The organism is Rosenbergiella epipactidis (assembly GCF_018494055.1).
Lineage (GTDB): Bacteria > Pseudomonadota > Gammaproteobacteria > Enterobacterales > Enterobacteriaceae > Rosenbergiella > Rosenbergiella epipactidis.
Genome location: NZ_JABBFQ010000010.1, coordinates 13,233 through 37,748 on the forward strand (window position 1 = coordinate 13,233; position 24,516 = coordinate 37,748).

The following is a 24,516-nucleotide window of genomic DNA, read 5'->3' on the forward strand; positions in this document are numbered from 1 at the left end:
GTTGATGTTAACAGGATTGACGGCAACAGATAAAAAACTGTGGCAACTCGCGGTGCCGATGATCCTGTCCAATATCTCAGTCCCACTGCTGGGACTGGTCGATACGATGGTCATCGGGCATTTGAGTAGTGAAATCTACTTAGCTGGGGTGGCGATTGGTAGTAGCGCGACCAGTTTCGTCTTCATGTTATTTCTCTTTTTGAGGATGGGCACGACAGGCATGACGGCCCAAGCTTGGGGAAAGAAAAACCAGCAGAAAATAGTACAAGCTTTTTTCCAGCCGATGATTTTGGCCTTAGGCGTAGGCACTCTCTTTGCGCTATTCCATCAACCGATCACTGAGCTCATACTGAGTGTGATGGGCACGCAGCACGCAACGCATCAGCAAGCCTCACTCTTTCTTTCAATCCGCTGGCTCAGTGCCCCAGCCACCCTAGCCAATATGGTCATCTTGGGTTGGTTATTAGGCGTACAATATGCAAAAGCGCCGTTAATTCTGCTGATTGGGGGAAACACGGTCAATATCGTATTGGAGTTACTCTTCGTGTTGCATTGGCACTATGCAGTGAGCGGCGCTGCTTGGGCGACTGTTATCGCAGAGTATGCTAGCTTAGGGTTAGGCCTTTATTTAGTCTGGCGGGCTGCACAACAGCGTAACTTATCCCTTATCCCTAAGCTGTCTCATTTACGTCAGGGATTGGCTCGGCTCTTCCGCCTTAATCGCGATATTTTATTACGTTCACTCTTACTCCAGCTCTGTCTGATCAGCTTCACTATTATTGGCGCGCGATTAGGAACCACTATTGTCGCCGTTAATGCCATCCTGTTGATGTTTTTAACCTTCACGTCCTATGCGTTGGATGGTTTTGCTTATGCTGTCGAATCTGTTGCGGGCGAAGCTTTCGGTGAGCGAAATGCTGATTCTTTAAAGGCAATATGGCATTCAGCCTGTAAGCAAGCCATTGCCGTGGCTCTGCTATTTAGTGGAATTTATGCGTGCTGCGGCCAATATATCGTACAGCTTCTCACCTCGATTCCCGCTTTACAGCAAGGGGCTAACCATTACCTTGTTTGGCAGGCGATTTGTCCGCTAGTGGGGGTGGGGTGTTACCTGCTCGATGGCCTATTTGTCGGCGCTACGCGTGGTCGAGAAATGCGGAATAGTATGCTGATCGCAGCAATAGGCTTTGCACTAACCTTATTATCTGTACCATTGATCGGTAATCATGGCCTCTGGCTGGCATTAATGGTGTTTTTGGCCCTGCGTGGAATAACGCTAGGCTATGCATGGCGCCAACACCAGCGACAAAATAGTTGGTTTGATCTGAGTCGCTAGGTTAGGCGCGTCCAGCTTTACGCTTAGGCTCAACCACATTTTGGTGGTCATGATGACAATGTTCTGGGTCTTCACAATGTAGAATGGCGCTGCACTGCTGGCATAATCCGTGGGCTTCAATAATGCTATGGCGAAGCGTAAAGCCAGCCTCAGTCGATTGCTCGGTAATCCATTTCTCAACGCCTTCCGCGGGTTTCTCCGTTACTGAAGCGCACTGATCGCAAACTAATAACATTGAGGTGTGAGAAGGGTGATCGAAATGCGGGCAGACCACATAACTATTGTTAGACTCAACGCGGTGAATAAAGGCCTGTTCCAGCAAAAAGTCTAAGGCTCTGTAAACGGTGGGCGGCTTCGCTTGAGGTTCACTTATGCGTAATTTATCCAGAAGATCGTAAGCGCTGATCGCGTGCGGATGTTCAATCATCAAACGTAATACTTCTGCGCGCTGTGCGGTGAGCCGAACACCACGCTGACTACACAGTTTCTCAGCCTCAGCGATTATCTTCTTGGCAGGACATGGCTGCATAAAAACGCCTCAATCGTTAAATTCATTGCCTAGATTCTAACACATATCTTCGCTGAAGCGCAGAACATGCCTTCTACTCAAGCCGCCGAGCTAACAAGTTAATATATATTAAGTTATTGTAGGGTAAGTTGTGGCGGCGTATAGTGATAAGCATAAATCGAGTGGAGGAGCACCTATTATGCATGACTTAAGTGATGAATTTCAGCGCGCTAATGAAGCGCAATTTTTTTTAAAATCGATCAGTAATCCCAGCCGCTTATTAATCCTCTGTGCGTTGATGAAAACGCCGGGATTGAGTAATAGCGAAATCGCTACCCTATGTGGATTGAGTGTCTCGTCGACATCTCAGTACTTAGTGAAAATGATCGATATCGGGATTCTTGAAAGAAAAAAGACGGGTAAAGAAGCCCACTATTCCATTAAAGATGAACGCGTAATCGAAGTATTAACTATCCTCAAAAAAATATTTTAGATTTGCGGCTTAGCTACCCTGTTGCGGGGCGTTCGTTGATTATCGCGCCATCGCGGCAGAAAGGCTCTGCGCATCATGCTTAGGATGAGGTCCTCGTCACGATGAATTTTATGATATAGTGATGCGGTTTCTATAGACCTGTAACGCGCCTCATCAAGCATCGGCATTGCTGGGGAAAATAACCCGTAATACGATGATTTTAAAAGACTAAAAAATGCTAGATAAAAACTGCCCGCAAGAGTTAACGTCACCCAACAGCCAAGTGTCCTTTCCCAGTAATCGCTTTTCGGTTGCCCCAATGCTCGATTGGACGGACCGCCACTGTCGCTACTTTTTACGACAACTGACACAACATACATTGTTGTACACCGAAATGGTGACCACTGGTGCGATTATTCATGGTAAAGGCGACTATCTGGCATACAGTGAAGAGGAGCATCCTGTTTGTCTGCAGCTGGGAGGAAGCGACCCACACGATCTTGCCCACGCGGCGCGTCTTGCCGAAGCCCGAGGTTATGATGAAATTAACCTCAATGTGGGGTGTCCCTCTGACCGAGTTCAAAATGGTCGCTTTGGCGCTTGCTTAATGGCCGATGCCGCGTTAGTGGCTGACGGTATTAAGGCGATGAAAGATGCGGTTTCAATCCCCGTGACGGTTAAGACGCGTATTGGTATTGATGAGCAGGACAGCTACGCCTTTCTCTGTGAATTTATTAATACCGTGGCAGATCAAGGTCAGTGCGATACGTTTATTATCCATGCTCGTAAGGCTTGGTTATCGGGATTAAGCCCGAAGCAAAATCGGGAAATACCGCCGTTAGATTATCCACGGGTCTATCAGCTAAAGCAGGATTTTCCGCAACTTACGCTGGCGATAAATGGTGGTATTAAAACGATCGACGAAGCAAAAGAACATCTCACTCATCTTGATGGCGTGATGATTGGTCGCGAAGCCTATCAAAATCCAGGGTTGTTAGTGGAGATTGACCGTCAACTGTTTGGCGCTACGACACCGAGTGTCGATTGCGTGGCCGCGGTGGAGGCCATGTACCCCTATATTGAAAAAGAGTTAGCGCAGGGGACTTACTTAGGGCATATCACTCGCCATATGTTGGGGCTGTTCCAAGGAATTCCAGGATCGCGTCAATGGCGACGTCATCTTAGCGAGAATGCTCATAAAGCGGGCGCTGATGTTACCGTACTTGAACAGGCTTTGGCTAAAGTCGCACAGCAATACCGAGAAAGTGTGAGTTAAGTTAAGTTTTTCTTATCTGATTTCTGTAATTATGCGGCTAAGCGCTTGAGTATTCATGTGCCCTCTGTCCCTACATTTTTACATAAAAATCGCCTCCCTCTGGGGAGGCTTTTTTTTATGGGATCAACAAGCATGCCCCTGTGGTCATGCGGCTCTCTAATGCACGATGCGCGCGTTCTGCATCACGCAATGCAAATTGTTGGCTGGTCGGTACATTCACCTCAATTTTCCCTTCGCTAATTAGGGTAAACAGGGCGGCGCTCGCCTGATCAAGTTGCTCAGGAGTGGTGAGATAGCCATTGAGGGAAGGCCGGGTGACAAATAACGATCCTTTCTGATTAAGTATTGCCAAATCGACACCGGTGACTGGGCCAGATGCATTACCGAAACTGACCAATAGCCCGCGGGGTTGCAAGCAGTCTAACGATGCTTGCCATGTTGCTTTTCCTACCGAGTCGTAGACAACGGGCACTTTCTGCCCTGCAGTTAATTCACTAACACGCTTTGCGATATCTTCTTGCGAGGTATCGATGGTCGCCCAGGCGCCTGCCTCCTGTGCCCGTTGGGCTTTGCTTTCTGAACTTACGACGCCAATCAACTGAGCACCTAAGGCTTTCGCCCACTGGCAGGCGATCAGGCCTACGCTTCCGGCTGCGGCATGGAAGAGAAGGGTTTCACCGGCTTGCACTTTATGCGTCATATGGAATAAATAATAGACCGTTAACCCTTTTAAAAACGAGGCGGCGGCACTTTGGTAACTGATCGACGCTGGCAGGATGACCGCTTTTGACTGATCGACATGATGATATTCACTATAGGCCCCTAAGCCAGACTGGCAGTAGACGACGCGGTCTCCGACCTGAAACCGTGTCACTTGACTCCCCACGGCAACCACCTCACCGGCTGCCTCGGTACCTAATCCGGAAGGAAACTGACTCACCGGGTAAAGGCCGCTGCGCACGTAGGTATCAATATAATTGAGGCCGATGGCGTGGTGGCGAACGATAATGTCGTTCTCCGCCGGTTGGCCGATATCATGGGTCGCCCAGCGCAACACTTCTGGCCCACCATGCTGGTGGAATTCAATACGATTTGCCATAGATTCTCCATAAGGATAGGGAAGTCTTCTACAAGACTTGGGGCGACAATCAGCGCGAAAACCGTATAATGGGCTCGCCCCTTACTGACGACTGGTATCAATACTATGGCAGGAAATAAACCCTCTAACAAACCGGCTCCTCAAGATAAACAGCTTGAGGGGATAAAAATGCCGCCACACTCTGTGGAGGCTGAACAGTCGGTCTTAGGCGGGCTGATGCTCGATAATGAGCGCTGGGACAATGTTTCAGAACGCGTTGTCGCGGAAGATTTCTATAGCCGTCCCCATCGTCTTATCTTTTCTGAGATGCATCGTCTACTGGAGCAAGGGCAACCTATTGATCTGATTACACTTTCAGAATCCCTTGAGCTGCGTGGCGAGTTAGAACTGTCCGGTGGTTTTGCTTACTTAGCCGAACTGGCCAAAAATACCCCTAGTGCCGCGAATATCGGTGCCTATGCCGACATTGTCCGCGAACGTGCAGTTGTGCGTGAGATGATCTCAGTTGCCAATGAGATCGCCGATGCAGGGTTTGATCCTCAGGGGCGTTCTAGCGAAGATCTTCTGGATCTCGCCGAATCGAGCGTTTTTAAGATCGCCGAAAAACGGGCGAATAAGAACGAAGGTCCGCAAAATATCGAGCAAATTCTTGAGGCGACGATCAACCGTATCGAAGCCTTGGTCTCGACGCCTCATGATGGTGTTACCGGGGTTGATACAGGTTATCAAGATCTGAATAAGAAAACTGCTGGGTTACAGGGATCGGATCTGATTATCGTCGCGGCACGTCCATCGATGGGTAAAACTACCTTCGCAATGAACCTCTGTGAAAATGCGGCAATGTTACAAGATAAGCCGGTACTCATCTTCAGTTTAGAGATGCCCAGCGAACAGCTAATGATGCGTATGCTGGCTTCCTTATCGCGTGTCGATCAGACTAAGATTAGGACCGGCCAACTCGACGACGAGGATTGGGCGCGCATCTCCGCAACGATGGGGATTCTATTAGAGAAAAAGAACATCTTTATTGATGATGCCTCTGGTCTTACCCCGACTGAAGTACGTTCACGCGCGAGAAGAATCTACCGTGAAAATAATGGCTTAAGTATGATCATGATCGATTACCTTCAGTTGATGCGAGTGCCTGCGCTGACCGAAAACCGGACCTTAGAGATTGCTGAGATCTCACGATCCTTAAAAGCCTTAGCGAAAGAACTGAATGTGCCAGTGGTCGCCTTATCACAGCTTAACCGCTCATTGGAGCAGCGTGCAGATAAACGGCCAGTCAACTCAGATTTGCGTGAGTCAGGATCGATTGAGCAGGATGCCGACTTGATCATGTTTATCTATCGTGACGAGGTGTATCACGAAAACAGTGATCTTAAAGGTATCGCGGAAATTATTATCGGTAAGCAGCGTAATGGTCCTATCGGTACGGTGCGACTCACCTTTAATGGGCAATGGTCACGTTTTGATAACTATGCCGGTCCGGATTACGACGAAGAATAGGGCTGATATAGACCTAAAGTCTAATTTTGCGAGATTACATCTTCTTTCTTGAAGCAATTGATAATAAGGTAGGGTAACGCTAACTACGGCGCTTATCGTATTTCAGCCCCCTGATGGAGATTTCTACTGTGTTTCAGAATGTTGATGCTTACGCTGGCGATCCAATCTTGTCGCTAATGGAAAAATTCAAACAAGACCCGCGTGACGAAAAAGTTAACCTAAGTATTGGTCTGTACTATACCGAAGAAGGTATTATCCCGCAGCTTAACGCCGTTGCCGAGGCTGAGACGCGTTTACAATCATCCATTAATGAAGCATCGGTTTATCTACCGATGGAAGGGCTGGCGAACTATCGTAAAGCCGTAGGTCAATTGCTGTTTGGGGCGCAGGCTGATGCCGCAAATATGGCGACGATTCAAACGTTAGGGGGCTCTGGAGCATTGAAAGTCGGTGCCGATTTCCTAAAACGTTATTTCCCCGAATCTGAGGTATGGGTGAGTGATCCCACTTGGGAGAACCATATTGCCATATTCAATGGTGCAGGATTCCCGGTACATACTTATCCTTGGTACGATGCTGCCACGCAAGGCGTAAATTTTAGCGGTTTCATCGACAAGCTAAAAAGCCTGCCAGAACAGAGCATTGTCTTACTCCATCCATGCTGCCATAACCCTACCGGTGCAGACCTTACGGATGCACAATGGGATGAGACCATTGCTTTACTTAAAGCGCGTAAGCTGATTCCTTTTATGGATATCGCCTATCAAGGCTTTGGCGCAGGTCTTGAAGAGGATTGCTACGCGATCCGTCAAGCGGCGCAACAAGGTTTACCGGTTATTGTCAGTAATTCATTCTCGAAAATTTTCTCGCTGTATGGCGAGCGTGTTGGTGGGTTGTCTGTCGCCTGTGACAGTAGCGAAGAAGCTGATCGCGTGTTAGGGCAACTCAAAGCGGCGGTACGTCGTAACTACTCTAGCCCACCCGCGTTTGGGGCGAAAGTTGTCGCCACGATCCTGACCGATGCGCCATTATTCGCAGATTGGAAAGCAGAACTCGAAGCAATGCGCCTGCGGATTTTAGCGATGCGTGAAGCCTTAGTTAGCGCCTTACAGCAGAAAATTCCTGGCAAAGATTTCAGTTTCTTAACCCGTCAACGCGGTATGTTCAGTTATACCGGTTTGAGCCCAGAACAAGTCGTTCGCTTACGTGAAGAGTTTGGTGTTTATCTTATCGGAAGTGGAAGAATGTGTATGGCAGGGTTGAACCAGAAAAACATTGAAAAAGTCGCTTCGGCTATGGCCGCAGTGATGTAACAAGTAGGGCGCCTAAGGCGCCCTTTTTTATGGGGGTTATTGAGCAGAGACGTCGATACGTACTAGGCTGTCAGGACCTTTAGCCGAATAGTCCTTATTCAATTCTTGTTTCACTGTCACAAACAGCATTTTGCCATCATCGGAAAGGAGAAGGCTGTTCGGTGATCCAGTAAAGCGCCACTGTTGTTTTACTGCATAAGTGGTGGCATCGACACGCAGAACCTGTTTAGACTCGCGTTGGCTAATGTAGAGCTCGTTGCGTTGTGCATTAAACTTGATGCCTAAGCTATCACCCGGGATTTTTTTGATCACTTTGCCCGTTAGCTCATCGAACACATAAGTCGCTTTACCTTGCGAATTATCAGTCACGAAAAGTCGATGCGTTGCGGCATCCTCAGCGAAGTTAAGGAATAGGTTGGTTTTACCCTCACCCGTTGTCCAACGTTTCTCGATTCGATGGTTTTTAGGATTGATAACTAAGATTTCGCCACTGCCATTGCCCGCGTAAATGCGTTGCGTAGTGGGGGAGTACAGTAAGCCCGTTACCCATTTCCCTGCCTGCATGATGCGAGTTTTCACGGTGAAGGTGCGTGTATCGATAACACTGATATAGCCGGGATTCGCGACAGCGCCAACATAGAGCTCATTGCCCACCCAGAGGAGTTCACGAGCACCATCCGTTTCGCCTTTACTATTCTTCTTGCTGAGCGCTAAACGTTTCACCACTTTGCCGCTCTTCACTTCTACCTTCGACACTGTACCGTCTAGCGAGTTAGTGGTATAGAAAAAGTCATTATCCGGTTGACTCGCCATCCCGAAATTTTTCAAATCGGTGTGGGTTAAGCCAGTTATCGCGAGGGTGGTAGGGTTAACTTTATACAGTACGCCACCGTTGTCATTTTTGAAGCTTTGCGCGCTGGCGACATATAAGCTTGATGACGATCCAAACAGTGCCATCTCATACAATCCTTCACCGATCGCTTTTTCCTGAACGGCCGAAGAAGTGGCAACAGTAGGGGGTTTAGGCGCGGGGGGCGGTGTGGTTTTCGCAGAGGGATGAGACTGACAACCACTAATCAATACGGTAAGGGCACTGACTAACAGAGGGGAGGACGAACGTCGGGTCGTAAACATTTTTACTCCTTATTCGCTAGGGTTCAACCTAGTGATAATGGGAAGAGGGGGATCAGTTCCCCCTCTGAAACATTAGAAATGGTAGTTAAGATTAACGGAGTAGTTACGAGATTCACCGTAGACAACATAATCGCTTAAGTTACTGTCGTAATCGCGGTTGAAGAGGTTTTTCACGTTAGCTTGTACTGAAAGCTGGCGAGTCAGCTGATAGCGGGCAAAGAGATCTGCCAGCGGATAGCTGCCGCGAACTACACGTACCGTATTGCCATTGGGGCCGGTTGCATCTTGATACGTCGCATTCTGCCACGTAATACCGCCGCCAATGGTCAGGTCAGGCAGAGCGGGAACCAGATAGCTGGAGAACAATTTAAACTGAGTTTGTGGCAGCTGAGGATTTATACGATCTTTGCTGCTATCCTGCGCCACATAGCGTGATGCGCTGAAGGTCATATTTAAATTATCAGTCACTGCGCCATTAACTTCGAACTCCACACCACGACTGACCACGCCGCTCGCGGCTCGGTATGCCGTCTCACTGCTGTTGTTGACGTATTGCCCAGTAATCTCTTGACCGAGATTCGTTTGCTCAATACGGAAGACCGATAACGTAGAGGTTAAGCGGCTATCCATCCAGTCAGCTTTCAACCCTGTTTCATAGTTCTTGCCCGTTACTGGTTTCAAGTAATGGCCGGTACGGTCCCGATAGGTCTGGGGTTGGAAAATCGAGGTATAACTCGCATAGGCAGACAGCGAGTCGGTGATATCGTAGACCAAGCCACCATAAGGGGTAATATTGTTCTTCTGCATATTGGCACTGGTGCCGTTGGTGGTGTATTCCGTATAGCGCATGCCCGTCACTAACGACAGTGGGTCGGCTAATGAGAAGCGTGCCGCAACGTAACCCGAGCGTTGGCGAATAGTATCATTAGATGAGAGCGCCCAAGCTGGCCAATCCGGTTGTGGAATATTTCCCTGCCACTGATTGTAGTTACCCAGCTGCTCTGGCGTATACATCGCTGTCGAATAATCATAGCGGTTACGTTGACGGCTATAATCTACACCCGCAACAAGTTGATGCTGACGGCCCAATAGCTTAAAGGGTCCGGTCGCAAAAGCATCGACGGCGGTTTGAGTACGGATCCCTTTATACCAACCGGCATAACCGTAGCCTGTAGATTGTACGATACCGGTGCTTTGGTCAGGAAAACCACTCAGATAAAATAAGCGGCTATCCATCTGCGTTTCGCCATGCATCGCATTGATGTGTGTCTCCCAACCGTTATCAAAGCGGGTGACGAGATTTGCGAATTGTCTACGCGCGAGCGTATTGTAGTGGGTCCAATCTGCCGCCGCATTGGTGCGGCGACTGTAATGGGTTTTATCGCCATTGGTATACCACGTCGGCAATCCTCCCCAGGTTGGATTTCCAGTGTTTCTTTCTTGATAATCATAACCAATGTCTAAGGTCGTGTTATCGGTCAAGTCTGCAGCGATATCGGCGTAGAAGAATTTCGAGGATTTATGATAGCGGTCTAGATTACTATCTTGATCTTGGTAACCACTGACTAAGCGGCCGCGTAACGTGCCACTCTCATTAAGCGGCCCTTGCAGATCCGCGACGTAGCGTTGGTTATTCCAACTGCCGTAGCTCGCACAGAGATCCCCAGTAAAGGTTTTGCTCTCGGCTTTCTTACGGATTAAGTTGATGGTTGCTGACGGATTACCCGTACCAGACATCAATCCACTTGCGCCACGAACAATATCGACCCGTTGATATTTCGCCATATCATCATCGGTTTCACCGAAGTTCCACGGCGCGGTTTGGGTCACGGGAATATCATCGTAGCTATAATTATTGATATAGAAACCACGAGCAAAATAGGAATATCGCTCACTATCGCTCTGATTCGAGGAGATACCAGGGCTTTGTTTCAAGACATCATTAAGGGTTCGTAAATCTTGGTCTTTCATCCGTTGTTCAGTGATCACGCTGACCGATTGAGGAATATCACGGTTGGTGAGATTCATCTTCGTTCCACTGCGGGTAATTGGAACAGTATAGCGGTGAGCGTCTTGGTCACTCGCGCCGTCTGATGTGCTGCTATCTTGCCCGGTCACAGTAAGTGTCTGTGTTGGGGTCTCTGCCGCAAAGGCTAGACCCGTAGTAAGTGCTAACCCAACAGCTACGCTCAGCAATGAGAGGGCTGAGGGCCTGTTCCCTGATGTGATAAATTGCGATGTCATGTGTGTTACCTAATTGTAATTATAATGGGCAGTTAACGCTTTTTGCTGTGTTGTCACGCTCAATAGATAAGCGATGGCGAATCATAGTGATAATTATTTTCATTATCAATACTTGCAATAAGTTCAATTTATTGTGTTTACAGACGTAAATGCTAAGCCATTAACGGGGTTAGTTATTTTTTTTTCATTAGCTGAAAAATCGTTGAGCTACTTTGTCATTTCATCAATTCAGCATCTGATAGCACAGGGACTTCGAGAGATTGCTACACTGAAGGGAAAGGTATAAAGGAGAGCGCTATGTGGGTTCAAAAAACGATCCAGTTAAAAGAGAAAAAACGTGGATTCCATCTGGTCACCGATGAGATCTTGTCGGCTATTCCAGAGATCGCCAGTATCAAGGTAGGACAATTACAGTTATTGCTTCAGCATACCTCGGCATCGTTAACGCTAAACGAAAACTGTGACCAGACAGTGCGGGCCGATATGGAGCAGCATTTTCTGCGCACCGTACCGGATAATGCCGTGTATCAACATGATTACGAGGGCGCAGATGATATGCCTGCCCATATCAAATCATCACTATTAGGGGTTTCTCTATTATTACCGATCTCACGGGGAAAGGTGATGTTAGGGACATGGCAGGGGATCTGGCTGGGAGAGCATCGATTCCACGGCGGTGGGCGTAGAATTATCGCCACAATTCAAGGTGAGTCGAGATAAGAATACCGTTCCCTAGAACGGGAACGGTAAGTGATCACTTACTTTCTTAACGAGTTATTATCGATGACAAAACGGTATTTTACGTCGCTTTTAAGCATACGCTCGTAGGCATCGTTGATTTGATCGATATTAATTAACTCAATATCTGCGGTGATATTGTGTTCGCCGCAGAAATCGAGCATTTCTTGGGTTTCCGCGATACTGCCGATAAGTGAACCACCGACGGTCCGGCGCTTAAAAACTAACTCGGCGACGCTCGGTGCGGGATGGTCGTGTTCTGGAACCCCGACTAAGGCTAAGTGTCCATCACGTTTCAGCAAACGAATAAATTGCGTTAGGTCGTGTTGAGCCGCAACGGTATTGAGGATTAGATCGAAGCTATTGACTTGCGCTTCCATCTGCTCTGCATCTTTAGAGATAACCACTTCGTCAGCCCCTAAGCGCTTTCCATCTTCAATTTTCGAGGTGGAAGTGGTGAATAACACCACCTTGGCGCCCATCGCATGAGCTAGTTTAACGCCCATATGGCCCAGTCCGCCTAACCCGACAATACCGACTTTCTGCCCGGGTCCGACTTTCCAATGGCGTAGAGGGGAATAGGTGGTCACCCCTGCACAAAGTAGTGGGGCAACCCCGGCAGGATCGAGGTTCTCAGGGACTTTTAGTACGAAGTCTTGGTCGACCACAATATCGGTTGCATAGCCGCCATAAGTAATGGCTTCTGAATGACGGTCTTTGCTGTTGTAAGTGGCCACGAAACCATTTTCGCAGTAGTTTTCCTCGCCTTCTTCACAGCTTGAACAGGTACGGCAGGAGTCGACCATACAACCGACGCCGACTGAGTCACCCTTTTTAAATTTATTCGCTGACGCGCCCGCCTCAACAATACGTCCAACGATTTCATGACCAGGGACGATAGGGTATTGCGTACCTTTCCACTCGTTACGTGCCATATGCAGATCAGAGTGACAAACGCCGCAGTATAAAATCTCAATTTTGACGTCGTTATCGCGCACGTCCCTAGATGAATAATCAAATGGGGTTAGGGGGGATTTTTCATCCTGTGCTGCATAAGCATGAATCTCTGCCATGATAACTCCTCATAGTGAAATAGAAATTGCCCAGCATTTCTGGGCATGTCGTTTTACTGATTTAGTAGGGGTTTCAGGAAGCGAGCAGTGTGGGACTTTTCACATTCCGCGACAGTCTCTGGAGAGCCAGCAATCAGAATCTCGCCACCACCACTTCCGCCCTCTGGACCCAGGTCGACAATCCAGTCAGCCGTTTTAACCACGTCCAGATTATGTTCGATAACAACAATGGTATTACCTTGGTCGCGTAACTGATGCAATACCACCAGTAGCTGTTGTATATCCGCAAAGTGTAGACCCGTTGTCGGCTCATCGAGGATATATAGCGTCTGACCCGTGCCGCGTTTGGACAGTTCACGAGAAAGTTTGACCCGCTGGGCTTCCCCTCCCGAGAGGGTCGTTGCCGATTGACCTAGGCGGATATAGGAGAGGCCTACGCTGATCAGGGTTTGCAGCTTCCGCGCCAGCGCAGGAACCGCCTCGAAAAAGTCTTTTGCTTCTTCGATGGTCATCTCCAGCACTTCGTGAATATTCTTCCCTTTATATTTAATCTCTAGGGTCTCACGGTTGTAACGCTTGCCTTGACACTGATCGCAGGGGACATAGACATCGGGGAGAAAGTGCATCTCAACTTTAATCACGCCATCACCCTGACAAGCTTCACAGCGGCCGCCTTTCACGTTGAAACTAAAGCGACCGGGCGTATAGCCTCGCGAACGCGCTTCAGGAACACCGGCAAACAGCTCCCGTACGGGCGTAAAGATGCCGGTATAGGTCGCTGGGTTGGAACGCGGGGTACGTCCAATAGGGCTTTGGTCGATATCAATGACTTTATCGAAATGTTCGAGACCATTGACCTCATGGTAAGGAGCCGGTTCAGCAATCGTCGCGCCATTTAATTGGCGTTGCGCGATAGGAAACAGAGTATCGTTGATTAAGGTTGATTTACCGGAACCGGATACGCCCGTCACACAAGTAAACAGTCCTACCGGTAGCGAAAGCGTAACATTTTTTAAATTATTACCGCGAGCGCCAGCAATCCGCAGCATTTTCTCTGGGTCGGCTTTAACGCGTTCTTTCGGCACTTCGATAGCTTTTTTACCGCTAAGGTATTGGCCAGTTAGGGAATCTTCGTTGGCCATAATCTGGTCAACATTCCCTTCAGCGACCACCGAACCACCGTGCACACCGGCACCTGGGCCAATGTCGATCACATGGTCTGCTGCACGAATCGCATCTTCATCATGCTCGACCACTATCACGGTATTACCGAGATCACGCAGATGAATCAAGGTATTGAGTAGGCGCTCATTATCGCGCTGATGCAGTCCAATTGAGGGTTCGTCGAGCACATACATCACCCCGACAAGCCCTGCACCGATTTGACTGGCGAGACGAATACGCTGTGCTTCTCCCCCTGACAGGGTTTCAGCCGAACGCGATAAGGATAGATAATTCAGTCCGACATTGACTAAAAAGCCGAGCCGCTCGCGGATCTCTTTCAAGATTTTTTCCGCGATTTGCGCTTTCTGGCCGCTTAGCGCGAGTTGTTCGAAAAAGTCACTGGCATGGCCAATACTCATCTCCGAGATCTCTGGCAGCGTATTTTCAGCCACAAACACGTTACGCGCCTCTTCCCGCAAACGCGTACCATGGCAGCTACTGCAGGCGCAGTTACTGATAAATTTCGCTAACTCTTCGCGTACCGCGTTGGACTCGGTCTCTTTATAACGACGTTCCATATTATGGAGTACCCCTTCGAAGGGGTGGCGTCGAACAGAGGTATCGCCTCGGTCATTGACATATTTAAATTCAATATTGGTTTTCCCCGAACCATAAAGGATGACCTTCTGCGTGTCAGCACTTAAGGATTCAAAGGGCGCTTCAATATCAAACTTGTAATGTTCGCTGAGCGAACGCAGCATCTGATAATAATAGAAATTACGACGATCCCAGCCACGGATAGCGCCGTTCGCTAAGGAGATTTCGCGATTTTGGATGACTCGCTCGGGGTCAAAATATTGTTGTACACCAAGCCCATCACAGGTTTGGCAAGCTCCGGCAGGGTTGTTGAACGAGAACAGGCGTGGCTCAAGCCCTCGCATGCTGTAACCGCATATCGGACAAGCAAAATTGGCCGAGAACAGCAACTCTTCAGCTTTGTCATCATCCATATCGGCGACCACCGCCGTGCCCCCAGATAAGGCCAGAGTGGTTTCGAAAGATTCAGCTAGGCGAGTGCCAATATCGTCACGGACCTTAAAGCGATCCACCACGACTTCGATGCTGTGTTTTTTCTGTAGCTCAAGTTTTGGCGGATCGGACAGATCACAGACCTCGCCATCGATGCGTGCCCGAATATACCCTTGTGCCGCAAGGCTCTCAAGGGTTTTAACATGTTCACCCTTACGATCTTTCACAATAGGGGCAAGTAGCATTAACCGCTGCCCTTCCGGTTGTTTTAACACCTGATCAACCATTTGGCTGACGGTTTGCGCCGCCAAGGGTTGGTGGTGGGTGGGGCAGCGTGGTTCACCGACTCGCGCAAACAATAACCGCAAGTAGTCGTGAATTTCGGTAATGGTCCCTACGGTCGAGCGTGGGTTATGCGAGGTCGATTTCTGTTCGATTGAGATAGCCGGTGAAAGCCCCTCAATATGATCGACATCCGGTTTCTCCATCAACGAAAGAAACTGTCGCGCATAAGCCGATAATGATTCGACATAACGTCGCTGCCCTTCGGCGTAAAGGGTATCAAAGGCCAGCGAGGATTTACCTGATCCAGAAAGACCAGTGACGACCACTAGCTTGTCACGGGGGATGGTGAGGTTGATGTTTTTTAAATTATGGGTTCGTGCACCCCGTACTTCGATCTTATCCATTCACATTTCCCAATTTGATTGCCTATACGCTGAGATGACATCGCTCTGCATCGATTTCAAGCAGACTCTATAGTATGGCACAAAAAATAACCTGAATAAATATCCAGTACTTTCTGCTATAAGGATTGCCTTTGTGCGGTTGCTCTAAACTACCCAACCTAAGCCGTGACGTGCTATCATCCGTTAGATAGTATCTGTGTAATTTTTCATCAGGAGAGAGTGCAATGGCCAGTCGCGGCGTAAACAAAGTGATTCTTGTCGGTAATTTGGGTCAAGATCCAGAAGTCCGGTATATGCCAAATGGAGGAGCTGTGACAAACATTACACTGGCAACCTCTGAAAGCTGGCGTGATAAGCAAACCGGTGAAAATAAAGAGATTACTGAATGGCACCGTGTCGTGTTGTTCGGTAAGTTAGCAGAAGTTGCTGGCGAATATTTGCGTAAAGGCTCTCAGGTTTATATCGAAGGCCAACTGCGTACGCGTAAATGGCAAGACCAAGGTGGCCAAGATCGTTACACCACTGAAGTGGTTGTTAACGTTGGCGGTACCATGCAGATGCTTGGCGGCCGTCAAGGCAACAACGCTCCTCAAGGCGGCGGTGCACCAAACAATAATAACGGTTGGGGTCAGCCACAACAGCCACAATCCTCTGGTGCGCAATTTAGTGGTGGCGGACAAGCCCCGCAATCTCCTAAAGCGCCTGCAGGCGGTAATGAGCCACCAATGGATTTTGATGACGATATCCCGTTCTAAAATCCCATTCGGATTTCGCTACAAGCCCTCGTTATCACGAGGGTTTTTTTTCGGACGATTTTGCCACCACACTGTTAGTATTTTTTCAGATTAATACTGCATAAAATCAATTACCAAGAAATGATTATTTTTAGTAATAAAATGGAACATTTACCCTCAATCTTTTAATTAAATGATGTGTCTGGATTAAATAAATTAATTAGATTATTTTTTTTATATTTATTCCCTATGAAATATTTCCTATTGAGGCGAGTTAATCGCTATGTCAACTTATTAAAGGACTAAAAATATCAGTAGTGTAAAGCAGGGATTGAATAGGTGAGGGATTATTCATATTTTTGAATAAATAAGGTCATAGTGAAAGACTCACTCCACGGAATAATAAATTGGATTATTGATTTTTATTATCGACTCTTTACTCTCGATGGCGGATAGACTGACGGTTCACTTTGCTCATCTCCTCGAATGGCATCCTAGCCACCCTTAATAAACGATTAATCTTATCAATGGAACTGAACATGTCAGAAATTAGTCGAGCCGTTCTTTTCGGCAAACTGGAACCCTTACTCTTTTCCTCGTTAGAGAGTGCGACGGCATTTTGTAAGTTGCGTGGTAATCCTTACGTAGAGTTGGTGCATTGGATACATCAACTGATGCAGCAGCAAGAAGGCGACCTACAGTATATCATTCAGCACTTTGCATTAGATGAGGCCGCGCTGACCCGCGATATTATTGCCGCATTGGATGCATTACCGCGTGGCGCCAGCTCTGTCTCTGATTTGTCAGAGCATATCGATAGCGCGGTAGAACGGGCCTGGGTGATAGGATCGCTTAAATTTGGCGTGAATCGTTTGCGGACCGGGCATTTACTTATTGGGATCCTAAAAACATGGAATCTCGCCACCGTTCTAAAGGGGATATCGCCTCAATTCACCCGTATTAATCTGGAACTGTTAAGTGAGCAGTTCACGACCCTACTGTCGCAGAGTAAAGAAGCTCAGCAGGCTTCTGTCGAGGTAGAGACGCCACAGGGTGTCCCCACAGCCTCCCAGACCTTGGCTCAGTATGGCCAAGATATGACTCAGCATGCACGAGACGGGAAGATCGATCCGGTTGTCGGACGCGATGAAGAGATCCGTCAACTGATCGATATTTTAATGCGACGTCGGCAAAATAATCCGCTACTGACCGGTGAGGCTGGCGTGGGGAAGACGGCAGTAGTGGAGGACTTTGCACGCCGTATCGCAGCAGGCGAGGTGCCGGAACCTTTACAAAATGTCCAGTTATGGCTGATCGATATCGGCTTATTACAAGCTGGCGCTGGGATGAAGGGGGAGTTCGAGGCACGTTTACAATCGTTGATCAACGAAGTGCAATCCAGTCCAACACCGATCATTCTTTTTATTGACGAGATTCATACCCTCGTTGGCGCAGGGGGGCAGCAAGGTACGGGCGACGCAGCCAATTTGCTTAAACCTGCATTGGCACGAGGCCAGCTGCGGACGATTGGCGCCACCACGTGGGCAGAGTATAAAAAATATATTGAGAAAGATCCCGCCTTGACGCGCCGTTTCCAACCGATTCAAGTCCCTGAACCGGATGAAAATAAAGCGGTTCTGATGCTACGTAGCACGGTATCACCGCTAGAAAAACACCACCAAGTCCTGCTATTGGATGAAGCGGTCAGCGCAGCGGTGAAACTCTCTCATCGTTATATTCCTGCGCGTCAACTTCCCGATAAAGCGATTGCCTTATTGGATACAGCCTGCGCTCGCGTCGCGGTCAGCCAGAGTGCCCCTCCCGCACAACTCGACGACTGTCGCCAACATATCGCGGCGCTTGAAGTCGAGATCGAGATTGTAAAGCGAGAGGCCCGTGTGGCACTCGGGGATGATCAGCGCGTCGAGCAGCTAGAATGTGCGCGCGTGGCTCAGCAAACGGAATGCGAAGCGTTAGCGTCGCGTTGGCAGCAAGAGAAAGCATTAGTGAGCCAGCTTATCGCACAACGGGCGCAGCTTCACCAAGCCAACTCTGAGGCGCTCCCCGAGATCCGCGAGCAATTACTGGCGACACAGCAACAATTGACCGAGCTACAGGGGGAAGATCCCCTACTGTTTGCCGCTGTCGATGAAAACGTTGTGGCGGCCGTTGTGTCAGATTGGACCGGTATCCCGTTGGGGCGGATGGTTAAAAATGAAATTGATGCGGTATTAACTCTCGCAGATACCCTCAATCAACGGGTCATTGGCCAACGCCATGGTCTCGATCTGATTGCCAAACGTGTTCGAACTTCACGAGCGCGTCTTGATGACCCGAACAAACCCGTGGGGGTCTTTATGTTGTGCGGGCCATCCGGTGTCGGAAAAACGGAAACCGCCTTGGCATTAGCGGAATCTCTCTATGGTGGTGAGCAAAATGTCATTACCCTTAATATGAGTGAGTTCCAAGAAGCCCACACCGTATCGACCTTAAAAGGTGCGCCTCCTGGTTATGTTGGGTATGGAGAGGGTGGCGTCTTAACCGAGGCGGTTCGCCGACGCCCTTATAGCGTGGTGTTGCTCGATGAAATTGAAAAGGCGCACCCTGATGTCCACGAAATCTTCTTCCAAGTGTTTGATAAAGGTTGGATGGAAGACGGTGAAGGACGCCATATTGATTTTCGTAATACGCTGATTATTCTGACCTCCAATGTTGGAACGGACCTCGTCAGCGGAATGTGTGCCGATCCGGATCTGTTACCTGATGCAGAGACACTTGCCACCGCTTTACGCGGCCCACTCTTACAGGTCTTCCCGCCTGCATTATTAGGTCGGTTATTGGTGGTGCCTTATTATCCATTGAGCGATCAGATGCTCGGCGAGATCGTCCGCTTACAATTAGCCCGTATTCAACGACGTTTACTGGACAATCACCATATCGTGACCGATATCGACGATAGTGTTATCACGCAAATCGTCCAACGTTGTACAGAAGTGGAGTCTGGGGGAAGGATGGTCGATGCGATCCTCACCAATACCTTATTACCTCAAATCAGTCAGAAGTTACTGATCGCAAGCCGCGATGAGCAACAATACCAATCGTTACACCTTAGTGTTGAACAGGGCGAGTTCCGTTGTCGGTTTTTTCGATCGCAATAATAAATTGAGCCGTTAAGTTATCTTATAAAAACACTCTCGTCACCCACAGGTTATAACATTTGGAATTATTTTCGAGGGTTATATTATATTGAATAAATTAGGAAGAGTTTTAAAATAGAGCTATTATTAATGGCTCTATTCTCTCAATGTTTTAATTATAATTTTATATATGTGACTTTTTCTGAATAATATAGGCTGCGTGCTTTCTGCTACTCAGCCGGTTACGCGTTGGCATTAATTTTTATTTGTTAGCTATTCTCATCCTAATCTGTCGCGCTTTTACTTCCAATCTCAGCAAAAAAAGTTAACAATCAATCCTCTTAAGGGTTAAGGGAGTAACGATTGTGTGGCAGCGTTATCAATGGAAAAAGCCCCTGCTCTTAATGCTGGCTGGGTTACTGACTGGCTGCACGCTCTCGCCCTCTATCCCTGTGTTGGGTGCGGCGTTTCCTGCTTGGCTGTTTTGTAGCTTGGCGGGCGCGTTATTATTGATCCCGACTCATCTCCTTTTCGCTCGCCAAGGGTGGCTACGCCCATTTTCTCCGTTGGTCATCAGTTATCTGGCCTTAATGTTTATCTATGCCGTCATAGTATGGCTACTTTTCTTTATGGGTTGAGTCTTCATGACAACATCGAATACCCCTCTTATTCGACGAAAATGGCCACTGTTAGTGGTTGTCTGCCTAGCGATTGTGGCGCTAATTGGCGTGATTGCCACTTTACAAACCTCGCCGCAAACCAATGATGCTTATGTCTATGCGGATACCATTGAAGTCGTGCCGGAAGTGAGTGGCCAAATTGTGGAAATGCCTATTAAAGATAATCAGAAGGTCAAAAAGGGCGATCTACTGTTTAAAATTGATGATAGGCAATACCGGGCAATGCTCGTCGATGCACAGTCGCGATTAGCGTCCTTAGATGCCCAAATTCGTCTCACCGGGCGAACGGTTAAAGCCCAAGAATATAATGCTCAGTCTGTCAGCGCTGCGGTTGCCAGGGCACAAGCCTTAGTCCAGCAGACAACCTCCTCACGTCAGCGACTGGAACCGCTCGTCCCGCAGGGGTTTGCTTCACAAGAGGAACTGGACCAAGCGCGTACCGCTGAAAAAGCTGCGCGGGCAGAGCTTAATGCCACCTTACTCCAAGCTAAACAAGCGACGGCCGCGGTATCAGGGGTGGATGCGCTGGTGGCACAACGTGAAGGGGCGCTGGCACAGATTGCCTTAGCGACCATTAACCTTGAACTGACCGAGGTGAGGGCTCCCTTCTCTGGCACAGTGGTAGCGTTAAAAACCACGACGGGTCAATTTGCCTCGGCGATTAAGCCGATTTTCACACTGATTGATAGCGACCACTGGTATGTGGTGGCTAATTTTAGAGAAACTGATCTCAATGATATCCATCCCGGCACGGCGGCAACGCTTCGCGTGATGACCGATCACCAGCGCGTCTTTTCAGGACGTGTCGATTCCGTGGGGGCAGGGGTGCTCGCGAGTGGCGATAGTGTGATTGAAGGCTTACCCGTTATCCAAAAGAGTATTAATTGGGTGCATGTGTCACAACGCTTCCCAGTAAAAATTGCTGTAACAGATGCCGATCCTCGCCTGTTTCGCCTAGGGGCCTCGGCGACGGCAACACTAAAAATCGGGGCTTCTCAGCCATGAGCCCCCGGTCATGGTTAGCCCAAGCCAGTCAGGTTTCGAGTGAACGTTGTCATGCCGCGTTGCGGCTGACCCTTTCCTGCCTGATCATGACCTTACTCTTTCTCAGTTTACAGATACCCTTTTTAGCCGTCGCGATCATCGTCGTTTTTTATGTCACACAAAAGAATGTTGTGCTCACCGCAGGAATAGGCCTCGGTTTTATTGTGGTTGCGCTGTTCGCACTGGGTGGGATGCTGCTGATTATTAAGTACACTTACGATTATCCCTTAATCCGTTTAGTGGCTTCGCTCTTTCTCTTTTTCTGGGCGATGTTTTTTATGCGGGTACTGGGTAAGCTGGGGTTAGCCTTCTTTGTCGTCGCCTTGGTCCTTATCTACGCGCAAACCTTCCCCTCGATGACCGGTGAAAGCGAAATTATCGTGCGGCTTATTCTATGGTTATGGATGTCTATGGTTGTGGCCATTGGGGTTACAGTGTTAGTGAATGCTTGCTTTATACAGGCGTACCCCCACTACCAGTTTGCTCAGCAGGTAGCTGACCTTTATGAGCAGGCGGCTGACAGACTACAACCAACCCAGTCTCTCAAGGGGCAGGCAGGCACGCTTATCGCGGAGCATCTTAGCCAAATTCAGACATTATTGACGCTCGCCAGTTTGACTAACAGTGACTTCCAGAAGAATAAAGAAAGTTGGCGCTCACTATCAAATATGGCTATACGATGCGTAGAGTTATCGGAATCCTATCGACTCAATCCTGAGAAAAATGATCCGACCCACGCTACCATGCTTGCTCACTACTTCCGTCAACTGGCCGAGCGCACGCGTCAGCGACAATTATCGCCCCCCAGTAGCCTAACCATAGTGGCCAGAGACCCATTACTCGTTGAAATGACGAGACTATGTCATTGCCTGACTGACGGACAATCTATTGCCGCGCCGCCTGGCGAGATCGACAAGCCGCCTTTAATGGCTCCAGATGCTTGGCGTAATCCGGTCTATTTGCAGTTTGCGTTGAAGACTTTATTGGCGAGCCTACTGTGTTACCTGTTCTACACCGCGACAGCATGGCAAGGGGTACACACCATCATGCTCAGTTGTGTTATCGTCGCACAGCAGGGATTAGGCGCGACCTATCAGAAAGCGGGCTTACGTATTGTTGGCGCGTTTGCGGCGGCGGTGGCGGCGGTAGGCTGTATGGTCTTTATTCAGCCCCATCTCGACACTATTGTCGGGCTGCTCTTAATGTGTTTACCGATTTTCGCGCTATCGGCTTGGCTGGCGGCGGGGAGCGAACGTATTGCTTATGCCGGAATACAATTAGGCTTCACCTTTGCGCTGCTTTTTCTGTCCGGCTTTAGTCCGATGAGTAATCTGACGGAATTACGCGATCGAATGATTGGGATTGTGTTGGGGGTGGTTATCGCCTCTATTATCTATCTTTACTTATGGCCAGATAGTGACGCCCCGCGGTTACGGGAAAATATCGCTAGGCTCTATCGGCAGGTGGCGCGCTATTTAGCTCACCCTAGCCAACAGGCCACGCCACTACCGATTTATGACTCCCTGCAGCAGGCTACCGCGCTGGCGACTCGGCTGCGCGCGGAACCCTTGGCGAGTACTACCCATCCCTATCAAGAAGCTGCACGGTGGCCGATTAACCAGAGCCTCGCACTTGCTCAACAGCTAGCCTTGTTAACCACGGGTTATCGCTATTATGCAGACAATGAGGATCCTTTTTTAAAGGATACGGCAACCTGGTTAGAGGCCTATGCCCACTATCTTGCCCATGGGGGAGAGTATCCTGTTCAGACGATTGCCGCCCCTACGGCGCATAACCCTTATGCCCCAGCACTGGAGCAGGCTTTATGCTGCCTCACTGCTTTTCACACCACGCAGGAAGTTAGAGATGGCGCTTAACAAAGGATTCTTATTAACGCTTGGGAGTCTGCTACTGAGCGGCTGCGCCCTAATTCATGATGAACCGCCGCAGGTCGAACAGTTACCGGCACAGCAGGCGCAACTCTCTCAAGTTATCCATCTGGCAAATAGTCAGTGGCCGCAAGCGCGGTGGTGGGAAGCTTATCACGACCCGCAGCTCTCCAGCCTGATTGTGTTGGGGTTGGCGAATTCGCCGACTTTCCAAGCCGCTAAATTACGCATTCAACAGTCGCAATCATCGGTTGAAGTCGCCCAATCGACATTAGGCCTTCAGGCCACCGGCATAGCCGCACAGAATACTATGAGGGTGAACAATCGGCAAACGACATGGCCTTATTCGATCTCGTTACCTACCGATAAACGAGGTCCTTGGTACACCCTCAGTACGGTAGGCGTGGGCGCGGATCTAAATATCGATTTATGGGGAGCGAATCGGGCTGGCGTCGCGGCTGCCATGGGCGAGCAGAACGCGCAACTGGCGCAGACAGCAGGGATACAATTAGATTTGGCCTCCAGTATTGCGCAGCTTTACTTCTCTCTCCAAGCGAATTACCGGCGCGTGGCGTTATTCACGCAGCAGGAAGCGATTGCCGCGTTTTCGCTCAATGCCCATCAGCAGCGCGCAGCGCGCGGCCTTGAGGACCAAGTAAATATCGCCTCGGCGCAAGCGGAGTGGTATAGCGCTCAGCAGCAACGTATTGCTGCACAGACCGCGATTATGCAGGATCGCGAAAACCTACGTGCACTCACGGGGATGACGGCTCAGCAGAAGTTAGTCATCGCGCCGCAACCTTGGCCACAGCTACAGCAAAGCTTACCCGCATCGCTCTCTTTCGATCTGTTGGCGCGTAGGCCCGATTTACAGGCGATGAGCCACACCGTCCAAGCCTCGTTAAGCCGTGTGGATGCAGCGAAAGCGGCATTTTATCCCCATATTGATATCAAAGCTTTTTGGGGCTACAACGCGCTGAGTATCGGCGACCTGTTTAAGAGCTCTTTCCAACAATTTAATCTGTTACCTGGGCTCTATTTACCGCTGTTTGATGGGGGACGGTTAAATGCGGCACTCCGTTCAACCCGTACCGCCAGTAATATTCTTATTAAACAGTACAATCAGGCGGTATTAAATGCCGTCAGGGATGTGGCGATTACCTCGCAGCAATTGAATGATCTCAACCAACAAGTCGCGTTACAGCAACAGAAAGTTGCCGCTGCCCAGCTGACAACCGACAGCGCGCAGGCGCATTATCATCGGGGATTAACCAGTCTTTATCTGGCACAAGAGGCGCAGCGAGCGACCTTAACCCAGCAATTATTATTGGTTGATCTGGATGCCCAGCAGTTAAGTTGTGATCTGCTCTTAATTAAAGCACTAGGGGGCGGGTATCGGGCCGAACAGCCTGAAATTCTAGGCGTGAAGCCCTAGTGAACCCTTGGTC

General features: G+C 49.1%; 18 protein-coding genes. 12 read left to right on the top strand and 6 right to left on the bottom strand.

Features of this window, described 5'->3' with window-relative positions; all coding sequences use genetic code 11:
- Nucleotides 1-4 precede the first annotated feature (4 nt).
- Nucleotides 5-1,336, top strand: coding sequence for an MATE family efflux transporter DinF (gene dinF / locus HGT71_RS13825; protein ID WP_214218286.1), 1,332 nt, complete (start codon nucleotides 5-7; stop codon nucleotides 1,334-1,336).
- Nucleotide 1,337: 1 nt separating this feature from the next.
- Here the strand turns inward: dinF and zur are convergent, their stop codons facing one another.
- Nucleotides 1,338-1,865, bottom strand: coding sequence for a zinc uptake transcriptional repressor Zur (gene zur / locus HGT71_RS13830; RefSeq protein ID WP_214218287.1), 528 nt, complete (start codon nucleotides 1,863-1,865; stop codon nucleotides 1,338-1,340).
- A 178-nt stretch (nucleotides 1,866-2,043) separates the two neighbouring features.
- On the opposite strand from zur, the gene HGT71_RS13835 reads away from it, so the two are divergent.
- Nucleotides 2,044-2,337: an ArsR/SmtB family transcription factor gene (locus HGT71_RS13835; protein ID WP_048911309.1), complete on the top strand. Its 294-nt coding sequence runs from the start codon at nucleotides 2,044-2,046 to the stop codon at nucleotides 2,335-2,337.
- Nucleotides 2,338-2,551: 214 nt separating this feature from the next.
- Nucleotides 2,552-3,592: a tRNA dihydrouridine(20/20a) synthase DusA gene (dusA, locus tag HGT71_RS13840; RefSeq protein ID WP_214218288.1), complete on the top strand. Its 1,041-nt coding sequence runs from the start codon at nucleotides 2,552-2,554 to the stop codon at nucleotides 3,590-3,592.
- Nucleotides 3,593-3,707: 115 nt separating this feature from the next.
- Here the strand turns inward: dusA and HGT71_RS13845 are convergent, their stop codons facing one another.
- On the bottom strand, nucleotides 3,708-4,691 hold the full coding sequence (locus HGT71_RS13845; RefSeq protein WP_214218289.1) for an NADPH:quinone reductase: 984 nt from the start codon (nucleotides 4,689-4,691) through the stop codon (nucleotides 3,708-3,710).
- Between the two features lie 105 nt (nucleotides 4,692-4,796).
- On the opposite strand from HGT71_RS13845, the gene dnaB reads away from it, so the two are divergent.
- Nucleotides 4,797-6,200, top strand: a complete 1,404-nt coding sequence (gene dnaB, locus HGT71_RS13850) for a replicative DNA helicase (protein WP_048911313.1) — start codon at nucleotides 4,797-4,799, stop codon at nucleotides 6,198-6,200.
- 128 nt (nucleotides 6,201-6,328) lie between these two features.
- Nucleotides 6,329-7,513, top strand: coding sequence for an amino acid aminotransferase (locus tag HGT71_RS13855; protein ID WP_214218290.1), 1,185 nt, complete (start codon nucleotides 6,329-6,331; stop codon nucleotides 7,511-7,513).
- Between the two features lie 36 nt (nucleotides 7,514-7,549).
- On the opposite strand, the gene HGT71_RS13860 is transcribed toward HGT71_RS13855, so the two are convergent.
- Nucleotides 7,550-8,647, bottom strand: a complete 1,098-nt coding sequence (locus HGT71_RS13860; protein ID WP_214218291.1) for a YncE family protein — start codon at nucleotides 8,645-8,647, stop codon at nucleotides 7,550-7,552.
- Nucleotides 8,648-8,719: 72 nt separating this feature from the next.
- Nucleotides 8,720-10,891, bottom strand: a complete 2,172-nt coding sequence (gene fhuE, locus HGT71_RS13865; protein WP_214218292.1) for a ferric-rhodotorulic acid/ferric-coprogen receptor FhuE — start codon at nucleotides 10,889-10,891, stop codon at nucleotides 8,720-8,722.
- A gap of 297 nt (nucleotides 10,892-11,188) precedes the next feature.
- Between fhuE and HGT71_RS13870 the strand changes: the two genes are divergently transcribed.
- Nucleotides 11,189-11,611 carry a secondary thiamine-phosphate synthase enzyme YjbQ gene (locus HGT71_RS13870; protein WP_214218293.1) on the top strand — a complete coding sequence of 141 codons (423 nt, stop codon included), beginning with the start codon at nucleotides 11,189-11,191 and terminating at the stop codon, nucleotides 11,609-11,611.
- Between the two features lie 38 nt (nucleotides 11,612-11,649).
- Here the strand turns inward: HGT71_RS13870 and HGT71_RS13875 are convergent, their stop codons facing one another.
- On the bottom strand, nucleotides 11,650-12,702 hold the full coding sequence (locus tag HGT71_RS13875) for an NAD(P)-dependent alcohol dehydrogenase (protein ID WP_214218294.1): 1,053 nt from the start codon (nucleotides 12,700-12,702) through the stop codon (nucleotides 11,650-11,652).
- Between the two features lie 53 nt (nucleotides 12,703-12,755).
- On the bottom strand, nucleotides 12,756-15,584 hold the full coding sequence (gene uvrA, locus HGT71_RS13880; protein WP_214218295.1) for an excinuclease ABC subunit UvrA: 2,829 nt from the start codon (nucleotides 15,582-15,584) through the stop codon (nucleotides 12,756-12,758).
- Between the two features lie 224 nt (nucleotides 15,585-15,808).
- On the opposite strand from uvrA, the gene HGT71_RS13885 reads away from it, so the two are divergent.
- The 6 genes from HGT71_RS13885 (at nucleotide 15,809) to HGT71_RS13910 (ending at nucleotide 24,503) form a co-directional block, all read left to right on the top strand.
- Nucleotides 15,809-16,339, top strand: coding sequence for a single-stranded DNA-binding protein (locus HGT71_RS13885; RefSeq protein ID WP_099825125.1), 531 nt, complete (start codon nucleotides 15,809-15,811; stop codon nucleotides 16,337-16,339).
- Nucleotides 16,340-16,857: 518 nt separating this feature from the next.
- Entirely contained in the window at nucleotides 16,858-19,476 is a 2,619-nt protein-coding gene (tssH, locus tag HGT71_RS13890) for a type VI secretion system ATPase TssH (RefSeq protein ID WP_214218296.1), read from the top strand.
- Nucleotides 19,477-19,859: 383 nt separating this feature from the next.
- Nucleotides 19,860-20,093, top strand: a complete 234-nt coding sequence (locus tag HGT71_RS13895) for a YtcA family lipoprotein (RefSeq protein WP_214218391.1) — start codon at nucleotides 19,860-19,862, stop codon at nucleotides 20,091-20,093.
- Between the two features lie 6 nt (nucleotides 20,094-20,099).
- Nucleotides 20,100-21,140, top strand: coding sequence for a multidrug transporter subunit MdtN (gene mdtN / locus HGT71_RS13900; RefSeq protein WP_214218297.1), 1,041 nt, complete (start codon nucleotides 20,100-20,102; stop codon nucleotides 21,138-21,140).
- On the top strand, nucleotides 21,137-23,056 hold the full coding sequence (locus tag HGT71_RS13905) for an FUSC family protein (protein WP_214218298.1): 1,920 nt from the start codon (nucleotides 21,137-21,139) through the stop codon (nucleotides 23,054-23,056). The genes mdtN and HGT71_RS13905 overlap by 4 nt, the downstream gene beginning before the upstream one ends.
- The gene (locus HGT71_RS13910) at nucleotides 23,046-24,503 is read left to right on the top strand and encodes an MdtP family multidrug efflux transporter outer membrane subunit (RefSeq protein WP_214218299.1); all 1,458 of its coding nucleotides are present in this window, start codon (nucleotides 23,046-23,048) and stop codon (nucleotides 24,501-24,503) included. Before HGT71_RS13905 ends, HGT71_RS13910 begins: the two co-directional genes overlap by 11 nt.
- The last annotated feature ends 13 nt before the right edge of the window (nucleotides 24,504-24,516 follow it).